Here is a 13,859-nt window from a genome sequence, read left to right on the forward strand (position 1 = left end):
GTCGTGGGCTCAAGCCGGGGCGCTGTTCTTGTTGTCCTCGTGAGTCGTGGGCTCAAGCCGGGGCGCTGTTCTTGTTGTCCTCGTGAGTCGTGGGCTCAAGCCGGGGCGCTGTTCTTGTTGTCCTCGTGAGTCGTGGGCTCAGGCCAGGGCGCTGTTCTTGTTGTCCTCGTGAGTCGTGGGCTCAGGCCGGGGCGACGCGCGGGAGGCGGAGCGCGGCCAGGACCGGGAGATGGTCCGTGGCCGCCGTCAGATCGGCGTCGGTGACGCCCGGCAGCCCCACCGGGACCCCACAGCCGATGATCTCGACGCCCTCGGAGGCGAAGAGCGCGTCGATGCGCTGATGCGGATCCTTCGGCGTCGAGGTGGCCTCGCTCCCCCACGGCTCGGTGGCCCAGCCGTCGCGCAGCCGCCCGGCGATCCGGCGGAAGGCACGGCCGTCCGGCCGGTCGTTGATGTCACCGGCCGCGACGGCGTACGGGACGTCCATCGCGGCCAGCCGGTCCAGCAGCATCCCGGCCTGGTCGTAGCGCTCGGCCGCCGCCAGGCTCAAATGGCAGCTGATCACGCCCAGCCGGATGCCGTTGGTCGCATTGGCCGCCCCCGTGGGGTCCGTGTCCCGGTGGCCGCCGCCGAACCGCAGCACGGCGGTCGCGAATCCGCGCCGGTGCAGCCCGGGGACGCGCGGCAGCAGAATGTCCTCGGTCCGCTCCACCTGGGCGCGCAGCGAGGTGAGGATCATCGGGCCCGTGGCGGTGGCGCCGCCCGTGGTGTAGACGAGCCCGGTCTCCCGGGCCAGCCAGGCGGCGGCCTTGCGCCAGCGGAAGAAGCGCGGCGCCTCCTGGAGGCAGACCACGTCGGGGGCGCAGGCCCGGATCACCCGGGCCAGCGCCTCACGGTCGTCGCGCATCGAGCGGATGTTGTAGCTGAGCACCCGCACCACGGCCGCGTCCGGGCCGGTGCTCGAGCCGGGCAGGTCCGCCGGCGGCACGACGACGCCCCCTCTCCGGCTCAGCCCTGACGGGCCAGGTCGGCGGCGCCGACGAGCCCGGCCTTGCCGCCGAGCTGGGCGGCGAGCACCTGGGCGTGCGGACGCCACTGATTGCCGACGAGCCAGCGGCGGAAGGACTTGCGGATCGGGTCCAGGACGAGATCGCCCTCGTCGGAGACCCCGCCGCCGACGATGAACGCCGAGGGGTCGAAGAGCGAGGCCAGGTCGGCCAGCCCGGCCCCGGCCCAGCGGGCCAGCTCACGGAAGGAGTCGATGGCGACCGCGTCGCCCCGGCGGGCGGCGTCGCTGATGTGCTTGCCCTCGATGCCCTCGGGGGTCCCGTCACCCAGACCGAGGAGCACCTCCGCGCTCTCCGGGGTGGCCGCGGCGCGCTGCTTGGCGTAGCGGACGAGGGCGCGCCCGGAGGCGTACTGCTCCCAGCAGCCCTGGCTGCCGCAGCCGCACAGCAGACCGTCCGGCACGACCCTTATGTGGCCGAACTCGGCCGCCACGCCGAAGCGGCCGCGGTGCAGCTTGCCGCCGATGATGATGCCGCCGCCCAGACCGGTGCCGAGCGTGATGCACACGACGTCGTCATGGCCGACGCCGGCGCCGAAGCGGTACTCGCCCCACGCGGCGGCGTTCGCGTCGTTCTCCACCACCACGGGCAGCCCGACGCGCTGCTCGACCTTGTCCTTCAGCGCCTCGTGCCGCCAGTTGATGTTGGGTGCGAAGAGAACGGTGGCCCGCTTGTCGTCGACATAACCGGCCGCGCCGATGCCGACCGCCTCGACGTCATGGCCGACGCTGACCTTGCGCACGGCAGCCGCGATGGCGTCGACGACCCCCTCGGGAGTCAGCGGGGTCGAAACCTGGCTTGTCTCGAGAATCGAGCCCTCTTCGTCGACCACGCCGGCCGCGATTTTCGTGCCGCCGATATCGACGCCGATGGTGAGTCCCATGAGTCCCTCAGTTATTTGGTCGAACCCCGCCGGGGCTAACGGTACCGGAGGTAGCCCTCAGTCGAGGTCGATGTGTTCACTGCTCGAACCCTTGCCTTCGCCACCCTGACCCCTCCTGCCCGTTTCGCCGCTTTGGGTCCAGCGCTGCTCCTGCCCTGATACGGCGGCATGATAGGCCGCGAGCAGCTCCGTACCGGCGCCGACAAGATGCTCGAATACATCGGGATTGCGCTCTATGACCGGTTCGACGGCCGCTTTCGCCTGTGCGATCAACTGTTGTACGGCGCCCTGCACCGCCGTCCCGGCGATCGGCGCCCGCAGCCCGGCGACCTTGTCCGCGATGGCGTCGGCCAGCTTGCGGAACTCCTCCCCGGCGCTGCCCGGCTCTTCGGCCGCCCCGGCCGCCTCCCGGGCCCGCCGGGCCCTCTCCTCGGCCAGATCCTCGGCGCACGCCCGCTCCCAGGCGTCCGGGTCCATCTCGGTGACCGGCACGTCGTCGGTGATCGGGATGTCGTCGACCGGGGTGTCTGCGGGACGCTCGGTGGCATCGCTCATGGCGAACAACTCCTGCGGCGGGGATGCGGTGCGGGCTGCCGGGGTGCGTTCATCCGGTCTTGTCATCGACGTTACCGGAATGAGGGGGCGAGGTCAGAGGCCGTGACCGGACGGGGGTTGGCGGGTAGGTCAGAGCCTCTTGGGCCACAGGTCCGGGTCGGGCGTGAAGCGGACCTGCAGCCGGCCGTCGCGCAGCCCGGCACCGGAGACGGTACAGCGGCGCAGCGCGGACGGCAGCGGCAGCACCCGGTGGAACGGGCCGACCGTGACGATCAGTTCATCGCCACGGCGCACCAGGCCGAGCGCGTCGCGGTGGGCACCGGGCAGCGGCAGCCGCCACAGCAACACCCCGTCCTCCGCCAGCCGGTCCTCGACGCTCCAGGGGTCGGCGGCCGGACGGTCCGGGCGCGCGTCGGGCGCCCCGACGGCCCCGGCGAGCGCGGCCAGGCCGGCGGTGGGGCGGGGGACTGTGGGGCCCTGGGGGTCCTGCGGGTCCTGCCGGCCCTGCGCGTCCTGGGGGTCCTGCGGGTCCTGCGGGTCCTGCGGGTCCTGCGGGTTCCGGGGGCCCTGCGGGCCCAGGGGGTCTTTCGCGCCGTGGGGGTCTCCCACCCCGTGCGGCTCGCGGCCCAGATGGGGCACCTCCCGGACCGGGACGGCGGGCGCCCACTGCTCGTACAGCTCCTTGAGCGCGGCCTGCTGCTGCCCGGAGAGGCCGGCCAGCCACGCGTCGGCGGTGCCGGTGGGCAGCAGCCGGTTCGCGATCACCGCCTCGACGCGGCAACCGTGCAGCGCCAGCCCGGCACGGGCGGTACGCAGCGCGCGGTCGGCCACCGGGCCGGGTTCGACGACCAGCCGTACCGTCGTGGCCTCCGAGTCGATCACACCCTGCACCCCGGCCAGCTCCCGCTGCCAGCGCTCGGCCGTTTCGTACAGCTTCTGCGCGGGCATCGGCACCCCCGCCAGCTGGGCCAGCATCGGCCGCAGCGCACGCGCCGCCTGCCGCTCGGCCGGCAGCAGCCGCCGCAGACAGCGGCGCAGCTGCTCGGGCAGGGCGAGGATCGCGACGGTCTCCGGCGCGGGCGGCATATCGACGACCAGGACGTCCCAGCCGGTACCGGGAGGGGCGGTCTGCGCGGCGCGCAGGGCGCGCAGCAGCGCGATGGACTCCATACCGGGGAGGGCGGTCAGCTCCTCGCCGTCGAGCGGGGTCGCGCCGAGCATGTCGAGCGCGGCCCGGCCACGCTCCTGGAGGGCGACCAGCTCGGCGCGGAACCACTCGTCCGTGACGATCCGGGCGGCCCACAGACCTGGGGTGAGCTCCACGGGCACCGACCACGGCAGCTGCTCGGGCCCCCGGCCCGGGGCGGAGCGCAGTGGCCCGATGCCGAGCAGGGCCTCGGGGGTGCCGTCCGGGTCGGCGGTGAGCAGCAACGCCCGCTTCCCCTCATGGGCGGCGGCGAGGGCGGTCGCGGCGGCGACCGTGGTGCGGCCCGCGCCGCCGGTACCGGTGACGAGGACCGTACGCATGAGGGAGCCTCCGGCGGGGGTGATGCGTGGGTTCGTGGTGTTCGCGGCGCGGCATCCGAATGATCCGCACCGGCCGGAGCGTACCTCGCGGGGCGGATGGGGGCGCGGGGTCCGTGGGTGGTGGTTGCCGGGGCGATCCGGCCCGTCCGGCGTTCGAGGACACGCCTGGAAGGCGTGCCGGGGGACGGGGCGAGGCCCGGACTCGGCGGCGAACCCCGGACGGGGTGGGCTCAGGCGCCTTCTACGCGCTTCTTGAGGCCCGCCAGGGCGCGGTCGATGATGACCTTTTCGGCCTTGCGCTTGATCATGCCCAGCATGGGGATCTTGACGTCGACCGTGAGCTGGTACGTCACCTCGGTGCGCCGGCCGCCGTCGCGGGCGGCGAGGCGGTAGGAGCCGTCGAGGGCGCGCAGCATCTGGGACTTGACCAGGGACCAACTGACCTGGTCGGCGCCGGTCCAGCTGTAGGCGAGGGTGTAGTCGTCCTTGATCGCCCCGGCGTCGAGCACCATCCGCACCTGCTCGGCGCGGCCCCAGTCGTCCTTGGTGAGGATGTCGGCCTCCTTCACCTCTCCGGACCATTCCGGGTAGCGGTCGAAGTCGGCGATCACCTCCATGACGTCGGCCGGTGCCGCCTCGATCGTGATGCTCGAGCTGGTGTGTTCCGCCATCGCCGTGGCTCCTCCGTACCGGTCCGCCGCATGGGATGTCTGCCGCTGAAGGCTACCGCGCGCGGGTCACCACTCCAGGCTCCAGGGGGCCCCTGTCGAGGCGAAGTGTCCGACATTGACGCACTCGGTGGCGCCGATTCGCATACGGCGGGCGAGTGGCTGATGGACATGGCCGAAGAGGGCGTACTTGGGCCGGACGGTATGAATCGCCTCCAGGAGCGCCGCACTGCCGCGCTCGAAGCGGCGGGCGACGGTGTCGTAGCAGAGCTCGGGGACCTCCGGCGGGATGTGGGTGCACAGGACGTCGACCTCGCCGAGTCCCGCGATCTTGGCGGCGTAGGTCTCGTCGTCGATCTCGTACGGCGTGCGCATCGGGGTGCGCAGTCCGCCGCCCACGAAGCCGAAGACGAGGCCGCCGATCTCGACGCGCTCCCCGTCGAGGACGGTGGTGCCGGGCCGGGTGTACTCCGACCACAGCGACGGAATGTCGACGTTGCCGTATGTGGCATACGTCGGAGTGGGGAACGCGGCGAAAAGTTCGGCGTACTGCCGGCGGACGGCGGACTCGATGGCCGCGCGGCGGTCGAGCCCGTCCCACAGCCGGTCGCCGAGCTCGCGGGCCTCCTCGAACCGGCGGGCGGTGCGCAGCTCGACGAGGCGGTCGGCGTTCTCGACGCCGAAGAGATCGGGGAAGATCCCGCGGGAGTGGTCGGCGTAGTCGAGGAAGAGGACGAGGTCACCCAGACAGAGCAGGGCGTCGGCACCGTCGCCCGCCTTTTCGAGGTCCTCACTGTTGCCGTGCACGTCGCTCACCACGTGGACTCGCATGCGTGTCACCCTAAGACCTACAGCCAGCCGTCCGTAAGGTGATCGGACTGCGCTGACCCGCGTCTACCTGCGGTTACTTTCGGGTCGTGGCTTCAGTCGATTAGTCTGCGGACTGCACGAGGGCGGTGTGTGACGCATCAAACATCTGAGCACAAACCCCTATCCCGGAAGCCATACCCGCGAGTAACGTCCGGGCCGTCCAACCTCTCTCCCCCACCCCCATGCCCTGTAGCGGCGCCGGCGCCCCCACGAGGAGCAGCAGTCTTGCGCGAGTTCAGCCTTCCGGCCCTTTACGAGGTTCCGTCCGACGGGAATCTGACGGATCTCATCCGACGCAATGCCGCACAGCACCCGGATGTCGCTGTGGTCGGCCGCAAGGTCAACGGTCGGTGGGAGGACGTCACCGCGAGAGAGTTCCTCGCAGAGGTGCGCGCCGCCGCCAAGGGCTTGATCGCCGCGGGCGTCTCGCCCGGCGACCGGGTCGGCCTCATGTCGCGCACCCGCTACGAGTGGACGCTGCTCGACTTCGCCATCTGGAGCGCGGGCGGCATCACCGTGCCGGTGTACGAGACGAGTTCACCGGAGCAGGTCCAGTGGATCCTCAGCGACTCGGGCGCGGTCGCCGCCCTGGTCGAGACGGGGGTGCACGAGGCCGCCGTCGAGGCCGTACGGGACGCCCTGCCCGGTCTTCAGCACGTCTGGCGGATCGAGGGCGACGCCATCGAGGCACTGCGGAAGCTGGGCGCGGAGCTTCCGGACGAGGTGGTGGACGAGCGCTCCTCGCTTGCCAACGCCGACTCCCCCGCCACCATCGTCTACACCTCCGGTACGACTGGCCGTCCCAAGGGGTGCGTGCTCTCGCACCGCAGCTTCTTCGCCGAGTGCGGCAACGCGGTGGCCCGGCTCAAGCCGATCTTCAACACCGGTGAGGGTTCGGTACTGCTCTTCCTCCCGGAGGCGCATGTCTTCGGACGGCTGGTGGAGATCTGTGCGGTGCTGGCGCCGATCAAGATCGGGCATGTGCCGGACGTGAAGTCACTCACCGAGGAACTCGGCGCGTTCCGGCCCACGTTGGTGCTGGGCGTGCCGCGCGTCTTCGAGAAGGTCTTCAACTCGGCGCGGGCGAAGGCCCAGGCCGACGGCAAGGGCAAGATCTTCGACAAGGCCGCCGACGTCGCCATCGCGTACAGCAAGGCGCTGGACGCCCCGGGCGGTCCTTCGTTCGGGCTCAAGTTCAAGCACAAGGTCTTCGACCGGCTCGTCTACAGCAAGCTGCGGGACGTGCTCGGCGGCCGTGCCACCCACGCCATCTCCGGCGGCGCACCGCTCGGCGCCCGGCTGGGCCACTTCTACCGGGGCATCGGCTTCACCGTGCTGGAGGGCTACGGCCTGACGGAGACCTGTGCGGCCACCACCTTCAACCCCTGGGACCGGCAGAAGATCGGCTCCGTCGGCCAGCCGATGCCGGGCACGGTGGTCCGTATCGCCGACGACGGCGAGGTGCTGCTGCACGGCGAGCACCTCTTCACCGAGTACTGGAACAACCCCTCGGCGACGGCCGACGCGCTGTCCGACGGCTGGTTCCACACCGGGGACGTCGGCACCCTCGACGAGGACGGCTACCTCACCATCACCGGCCGCAAGAAGGAAATCATCATCACCGCGGGCGGCAAGAACGTCGCCCCGGCGGTGATCGAGGACCGCATCCGGGCCCACGCCCTGGTCGCCGAGTGCATGGTCGTCGGCGACGGTCGGCCCTTCGTGGGCGCGCTGATCACCATCGACGAGGAGTTCCTGCCCCGCTGGGCGGCCGAGCACGGCAAGCCGGAGGGTGTGACCGCGGCCGAGCTGCGGGAGGACCCGGAGATGCTGGCCGAGATCCAGACGGCGGTGGACGACGGGAACGCGGCGGTGTCGAAGGCGGAGTCGGTGCGGAAGTTCCGCATCCTGCCGACGCAGTTCACGGAGGACTCGGGGCATGTGACGCCGTCGCTGAAGCTGAAGCGGAATGTGGTGGCGAAGGATTTCTCCCAGGAGATCGAGGCCATCTACAACGGCTGAGGCGGATGGGGGTCTGGGCTGTCGCCCAGCCCCCGTACGGGGGCTTCGCCCCCGTGGCCCCGCTCAGCCACAGCCGCGTACGGGTGCCCGGGCCCCGGCGGCCCCAAGAGCGGCTCCAGGCTTCGTCCGGACCCTGCGGGCTCCGGGCTTTGTCCGGACCCTGCGGCCCCCGACGGGGCTCCGCCGTCGGCCCGGGAGCCGCCGCGTCGCCCCGTGCCAGGGCATCTCGCGGAGAGCCGGCTTCGCCGGGGGTCAGGGGCGAAGCCGGAGGGCCGGCTTCGCCCCTGACCCCGGCTGGCCCCGCCGGAACTCGGCTCTCGGCGCTCCCGGCCAGGCGGACTCCCAGCTGGGCCACCGGATCCGGCCGAGCGAGGTGGTTCACAGCAGGGTCTGCAGCCGTTCCGCCAGGAGGTCCCAGCGCCAGCGCTCCTCGACCCAGGCGCGGCCCCGCTCGCCCATCCGCCGCCGTAGCTCCGGGTCCTCCAGCAGCGCCACGATCCGCTCGGCGCTCTGCTCGGCGAAGCCGCCCGGCACGACCCAGCCCGTCTCCCCCTCCAGCACCGCGTCCGGCGCGCCGCCCGAGTCGCCCGCGACGACCGGCAGCCCGGTCGCGGACGCCTCCAGGTAGACGATGCCGAGCCCCTCGACGTCCAGCCCGCCACGGCGGGTGCGGCACGGCATGGCGAACACATCGCCCGCGCCGTAGTGGGCGGGCAGCTCCTCCCAGGGGACGGGTCCGGTGAACCGTACGGAATCGGCCACCCCAGTCGTCTCCGCCAGCCTGCGCAGATCCTTGGCGTACGGGCCGCCGCCGACGATCAGCAGTACGGCGTCCGGCACTCGCCGCAGGATCGCCGGCATGGCCTCGATCAGCGTGTCCTGCCCCTTGCGCGGCACCAGCCGCGATACGCACACCACGACGGGCCGGTCCGCCAGCCCCAGCCGGGCCCGGATCTCCTCGCCGCCCGAGCCGGGGTGGAACGTCTTCTCGTCCACGCCGGGCGGGAGTTGGACCATCCGCGCGGCGGCGCGGGGGTCCAGGGCGGCGGCGATCCGGGAGCGGGTGTACTCGCCGAGGTAAGTGATCGTGTCCGTGCCCTCACCGATCCGCCGCAGCAGCTGCCGCGAGGCGGGAAGCTGCGCCCAGGCCGCCTCATGCCCATGCGTGGTCGCCACCAGCCGCCGGGCGCCCGCCTTCCGCAGCGCCGGGGCCATCAGGCCCAGCGGGGCCGCGGCCCCGAACCACACCGAGGAGCAGCCGTGTTCGCGCAGCAGCGCGGCCGCTCGGCGGGTGACCCGCGGGGCGGGCAGCAGCATCGTCGTACGGTCCCGCACGACGGTGAACGGCTGCTCGGCATCGAAGCGCGCGGTCTCCTCGGCGCCCTCCTGGCCGCGTTTCCAGGTGGACGCGTAGACGACGATCCTCGCCGGGTCGAGGCGCAGCGCGAGGTTGTGCAGGAACGCCTGGATGCCGCCGGGGCGGGGCGGAAAGTCGTTGGTCACGAGCAGGGTCTTGTCCATCGGGGCCGACAGTACCGGCTGGGGGTGGCGCGCGGGTCAATCCCCCACCCCGCCCCTTCCCGAAACCGGGGCTCCGCCCCGCACCCCGGCGCGGGCCGGCCCCGCCCCACGCCCTTCGGTTCTAGTGGTCGTCGCAACACCCCAGGACCCCGGACGCCCTTCGGGCGTGTCCGGGGTCGCCGGACGGGCTGGACTTTGCCGCTCCGGCGTCTGAGGAGCGGGGGCTGGACGCGAAGCCCCGTGCGGGATCCAGGGCCGCAGCCCCGGACGGGGCCCAGGCGTACACCACCCAGCAGGGTCCAGGGGCGGGGCCCCAGCGGGCTCGGGGGCTGGCCCTCGGCTTTGGGAAGGGGCGGGGCGGGGCTCCGCTCGCCGCAGGCGCACACCACCCGCACCGGGCCACCGGGCCACCGGGCCACCGGGCCGCAATCAGAGCCGGGGGCGGCCCCTCAGCCGAGCTCTGCCCTCACGTACTCGCGCGTACAACCACCCAGCAGGGTCCAGGGGCGGGGCCCCAGCGGGCTCGGGGGCTGGCCCTCGGCTTTGGGAAGGGGCGGGGCGGGGCTCCGCTCGCCGCAGGCGCACACCACCCGCACCGGGCCACCGGGCCACCGGACCGCCGGACCGCCGGACCACTGGACCACCGGGCCACCGGGCCACCGGGCCACCGGGCCACCGGGCCACCGGGCCACCGGGCCACCGGGCCACCGGGCCACCGGGGCCACCGGGGCCGCCGGGCCACCGGGGCCACCGGGCCACCGGGGCCACCGGGCCACCGGGGCCACCGGGGCCACCGGGGCCACCGGGGCCACCGGGGCCACCGGGGCCACCGGGGCCACCGGGGCCGCCGGGGCCACCGGGGCCGCCGGGGCCACCGGGGCCACCGGGGCCGCCGGACCGCCGGGCCACCGGGCCACCGGGCCGCCGGGCCGCAATCAGAGCCGGGGGGCGGCCCCTCAGCCGAGCTCTGCCCTCACGTACTCGCGCCACAGCGCCGTGAACTCCTCGAGGCTCACCCCCAGCACCCCCCGCAGCGCCGACTCCACCGCCCCGGACCGCTGCGGCGCCTCCCCCACCGCCCGGTAGAACCGCACCAGCCGCTTTCCACCCCATTTGTCGGCGATCAGGCGGCAGGCGAGCCAGCCTTGTTCGTAGGCGCGGGAGAGGCGGTCGGGGCCGGTGCCGAAGCGGAAGTCGTCGTCGCGGGGAAGTGACCGGGGCGGGTGGCCGGCGGCGAGGGAGGCGGTGAGTTCGGGGGCGATCTGGCGTGGGGTGCGGCCGGGGGCGTGGTAGCCGGCCCAGTCGGCGAAGCCTTCGGAGAGCCAGAGCGGGGTGGAGGCGGTGGTGGCGGTGCGGGTGGCGACGTGGGCGGTCTCGTGGGTGATGACGACGCGGCGGCCGAAGTCGCCGAGGATCTGGTACGCCTCGGGGTTGACGATGACCCGGTCGGCGGGGGTGGCGGAGCCGCCGGCGCCGCCGACCTCGCCCGTGGTGACGGCGGCGATGCCCCGGTAGCCATTGGCGGAGGCGCCCAGGAGGGCGGCCATCCGGTTGAGCGAGGCGGGGACCTGGACCACGACCCGCCCGGCCCACTCATGGGGCCAGACGCGGTCGAGGGCGGGCACGGCGCGGTCCGCGGTGGCGGCGACCGCGCGCAGCAGGCGGCGGTCCTGGCCGACGCCGAGCACGAGGCTGTGGCGGCCGCGTACGACGTCGACCGCGCCCTGCTCCCAGAGCTGTTCGGTGGCGCGCTTGCCGTCGACCACGCCGTCGTCGGAGGCGACGTACCACCGCCCGCCGCGCTGGGCGAGGGTCAGGTACTGGGAGGAGATGACCGGGGCGGTGTCGTAGCCGGCGAGCCGGTAGCGGAGTTCGACCTGCGCGGCGATGCGGTGGCCGGTGCCCAGGGCGGGCTGGAAGCCGCCGATGCGCACGAGCCGGTAGGTCCATGAGCGAAGGGGGATGGCGGACATCTGGGTGAAGACCCGCCGCTGCTCGGCCCGGTAGCGGGCGGAGCCGTGGTCGACGGTGGCGAGGTAGGCGCCCGCGTCCCGGTCGCGGATCGCCGCGGCTCGCCGGTCGAGCATGCGTTGCACGGCCCGGCCGTCCCGGCTCTCGGGGTCGTCGGGGGCGGCGACGTGGCCGCATCCGGTCAGCGCGGCGAGGGACAGCGCGCATACCAGCGGCAGGCTCAGCGTCGCCCGCCATCCGCCTGACCTCCGCCGTCTCGTCACGCGTTAGATCGTACGAGCCCGTGCGCCGGGTTCAGACGCGCGTGATGGAAGAGATCGGCATCATGCCGACAGGGTCGTAGCGGACCCGCGCCCCGGGGTACGGCGCGTGGATCACTTGCCCGTTGCCCGCGTACATCGCGACATGGCTGGCGTCGGAGCGGTAGACGACCAGGTCTCCGGGGCGGGCCTGGGACAGCGGCACGGGCTGTCCGGCGTGCGCCTGCTCCTGGGAGGTGCGGGCAATGGCGACCCCCGCGCGGGCGTAGGCCCACTGGGTGAGCCCGGAGCAGTCGAAGGCGGTCGGCCCGGCCTGTCCCCAGGCGTATGGCAGTCCGACCGCCGCACGCGCCGCGCCGAACGCGGCGGCCGCCCACCCCGACGACGGGGGCAGGTCCGGCGCGCCGGGAACACCGCCGGGAACGCCATGCGGGCCGCGCCCGTCCCGGGAGGCGCGTGCGTAGGGGTCCCGCTCCCCCTGCGGCACCGCACCGACCAGCCGCCGCGCGGTGGCCAGCTTGCGCTGTACGGCGCGCTTGTGACGGGCCACGGCCTTGCGGCTGTGCTCCAGCTTGACCAGCTTGGCCGCGGCCTCCGCCCGCTCCTGGCGCAGGGTGCGCTGGGCGCTCTTGAGGACCCGCAGCCGGCCGGCCTGCCGACTGGTGATCCGCTCCAGCGTGGCGGCCTTGTCGAGGTAGTGGGCGGGGTCCTCGGAGAGCAGCAGGGCGATACCTGGGTCGAACCCGCCGGTGCGGTACTGCCCGCCCGCGAGGGCGCCGAGCGCCACCCGCATCCGGTTGACCCGCTCCTGGCCGCGGGCGACGCGGTCCTGGAGCCGTTCCACTTGGTGGCGCAGGTCATGGGCGCGCGTCCGGGCCGCGTTGTACCGCTCGGTGGCCCGCTCGGCCTGGGCGTAGAGCGTGTCGATGCGGCTGCCGGCGGACCGGGCGGCCGGGTGGCCGTCCGCGGGGTCATGCGGCTCGGCCCCGGCCTGCCCGGTGCACAGCGCGGCGGCGGAGGCCGCGGCGACCGCCGAGGCGGTGGTCCAGACGGTGGCCCGGCGGTTTCCGGGCTTCGAGGCGCGGCGAGCGGACGACATGGGGAAGCCGCACTCCCTTCCGCAGGCTGAGGGGACCTGCGCGGCAGACAGTAGCCGTGCGGCTGGGGCCGGATCCAAGGGCAAGGGCGGGCAGACAAACTGACACCCCGCCGGAGACGCAGGTCACCGACGGGGTGGGGGTCAGCGGAACGTGTGGGGGATTCGCCCGAAAGGGGCGGTTGGCACAGCTCTCGCGAGGAGACTGGGATCAGATCCGCACGCCGAACTGGAACGGCATGTTGTCCATCGCCTCGAAGCGCACACTGGCACCGGGCTTGGGGGCGTGCAACACCTGCCCGTTGCCCGCGTACAGGCCTATGTGGTGCATGTCGCCGTAGAAGAGCACCAGGTCGCCGGGCTTGAGCTCGCCCCGGCCGATGTGGGTGCCGGCGTTCGCCTGGTCCTGCGAGATACGCGGGAGCTGGACGCCGGCCTGCTGGTACGCCCAGCCGGTGAGGCCGGAGCAGTCGAAGGAGGACGGACCGGTCGCGCCCCAGACGTAGGGGGAGCCGATCTTGGTCTTGGCGGCGGCGAGCGCGGCGGCGGCCCGCCCCGACTCGGGCACCTCGTTGCCCAGGTCCACGCGCTGGCTGGAGCGGTTGGCGCGCTCCTGCTCCTTGGCCGCGAGGGCGGCGCGCTCCTTGGCGGTGAGGGTGTTCAGGAGCTCCCGGGCCTTGGCGAGCTTGCCCTGGATCTCGTCCTTCTTCTTGCCCAGCGCCTTACGGGTGTCCGCCAGGTCCTGCAGCTTGGTGGACGCCTCTTCGCGCTGCTGCTTGAGCGTGCGCTGCTTGTCGGCGATCTTGCGCAGCGACTGGGCCTGCTTGCCGCTCAGCTGGCTGAGGGTGGACGCCTTCTCGAGGTAGGTGTCCGGGTCGGAGGAGAGCAGCAGCTGGACGGAGGGGTCGATGCCGCCGGTGCGGTACTGGGCGGTGGCCATCGAGCCGAGGCCGTCGCGCAGCTTGTTCAGCTCCTCCTGGCCGCGCGCCACCTTGTCCTGGAGGTCGCCGACCTGCTTCTCCAGCTTCTCCTGCTTGTCCTTGGCGCCGTTGTACTTCTCGGTCGCCTGCTCCGCCTCTTCGTAGAGCTTGTCGACCTGCTCCTTGACGTCCTTCTTGTCCTGCTTGGGAGCGGCCTGAGCGGCCTGGGAGGTGAGGGCGACGGCAGCAGCCGCGGTCACGGTGAAGACGGTTACCCGAGTACGGCTCGGCTGCTTGGGTCGACGGTGGGACGCCACGGGGGCGAGCTCCTTCTTCCTCCAGCCGCCTACCGGGAGTTGGGGGGTTGAATCCCCGGCTCCGCGTGGGGGCGCGGACTCGGCGGTACCTCCGCTGCCATCCCCGATGGATGATCAACCGCGCGAAGGTTCGAGCCGACCTTAGTGACCCCGCCGTGATCCGTTCAAATCCCAACGGCAAA

At 73.2% G+C, this 13,859-nt stretch carries 11 protein-coding genes; 1 reads left to right on the forward strand and 10 read right to left on the reverse strand.

Annotation, left to right across the window (positions count from 1 at the left end):
- Positions 1 to 181: 181 nt before the first annotated feature.
- The 6 genes from ABZU99_RS12700 to ABZU99_RS12725 all read right to left on the reverse strand — a co-directional run bounded on the left by ABZU99_RS12700 (position 182) and on the right by ABZU99_RS12725 (position 5,531).
- Positions 182 to 988 (reverse strand): endonuclease/exonuclease/phosphatase family protein, encoded by an 807-nt coding sequence (locus tag ABZU99_RS12700; RefSeq protein WP_355939196.1) that lies wholly within the window; start codon positions 986 to 988, stop codon positions 182 to 184.
- A 20-nt stretch (positions 989 to 1,008) separates the two neighbouring features.
- Positions 1,009 to 1,950, reverse strand: a complete 942-nt coding sequence (locus ABZU99_RS12705) for an ROK family glucokinase (RefSeq protein ID WP_355939193.1) — start codon at positions 1,948 to 1,950, stop codon at positions 1,009 to 1,011.
- A gap of 57 nt (positions 1,951 to 2,007) precedes the next feature.
- Complete coding sequence (locus ABZU99_RS12710; RefSeq protein WP_355939822.1) at positions 2,008 to 2,427, reverse strand: DUF5304 domain-containing protein; 420 nt, start codon at positions 2,425 to 2,427, stop codon at positions 2,008 to 2,010.
- 207 nt (positions 2,428 to 2,634) lie between these two features.
- Positions 2,635 to 4,032 (reverse strand): ArsA-related P-loop ATPase, encoded by a 1,398-nt coding sequence (locus ABZU99_RS12715; protein WP_356046984.1) that lies wholly within the window; start codon positions 4,030 to 4,032, stop codon positions 2,635 to 2,637.
- A gap of 230 nt (positions 4,033 to 4,262) precedes the next feature.
- Positions 4,263 to 4,703 carry an SRPBCC family protein gene (locus ABZU99_RS12720; RefSeq protein ID WP_355939187.1) on the reverse strand — a complete coding sequence of 147 codons (441 nt, stop codon included), beginning with the start codon at positions 4,701 to 4,703 and terminating at the stop codon, positions 4,263 to 4,265.
- Positions 4,704 to 4,769: 66 nt separating this feature from the next.
- Complete coding sequence (locus ABZU99_RS12725; protein ID WP_355939184.1) at positions 4,770 to 5,531, reverse strand: metallophosphoesterase; 762 nt, start codon at positions 5,529 to 5,531, stop codon at positions 4,770 to 4,772.
- A gap of 264 nt (positions 5,532 to 5,795) precedes the next feature.
- Here ABZU99_RS12725 and ABZU99_RS12730 point away from each other — a divergent pair, with 264 nt between their 5' ends.
- Complete coding sequence (locus ABZU99_RS12730; RefSeq protein ID WP_355939181.1) at positions 5,796 to 7,592, forward strand: AMP-dependent synthetase/ligase; 1,797 nt, start codon at positions 5,796 to 5,798, stop codon at positions 7,590 to 7,592.
- Positions 7,593 to 7,970: 378 nt separating this feature from the next.
- Here the strand turns inward: ABZU99_RS12730 and ABZU99_RS12735 are convergent, their stop codons facing one another.
- The 4 genes from ABZU99_RS12735 to ABZU99_RS12750 form a co-directional block, all read right to left on the reverse strand.
- A complete protein-coding gene (locus ABZU99_RS12735; protein ID WP_356046981.1) occupies positions 7,971 to 9,113 on the reverse strand; it encodes a glycosyltransferase family 4 protein in 1,143 nt (380 codons plus the stop codon).
- 956 nt (positions 9,114 to 10,069) lie between these two features.
- Positions 10,070 to 11,347 (reverse strand): hypothetical protein, encoded by a 1,278-nt coding sequence (locus ABZU99_RS12740; protein ID WP_356046979.1) that lies wholly within the window; start codon positions 11,345 to 11,347, stop codon positions 10,070 to 10,072.
- 31 nt (positions 11,348 to 11,378) lie between these two features.
- Positions 11,379 to 12,443 carry an NlpC/P60 family protein gene (locus ABZU99_RS12745; RefSeq protein WP_356046977.1) on the reverse strand — a complete coding sequence of 355 codons (1,065 nt, stop codon included), beginning with the start codon at positions 12,441 to 12,443 and terminating at the stop codon, positions 11,379 to 11,381.
- A gap of 208 nt (positions 12,444 to 12,651) precedes the next feature.
- Complete coding sequence (locus ABZU99_RS12750) at positions 12,652 to 13,677, reverse strand: NlpC/P60 family protein (RefSeq protein ID WP_355939169.1); 1,026 nt, start codon at positions 13,675 to 13,677, stop codon at positions 12,652 to 12,654.
- Positions 13,678 to 13,859: the final 182 nt, after the last annotated feature.

Origin of the sequence: Streptomyces sp. NPDC005266 (genome assembly GCF_040607655.1) — a bacterium.
GTDB lineage: Bacteria > Actinomycetota > Actinomycetes > Streptomycetales > Streptomycetaceae > Streptomyces.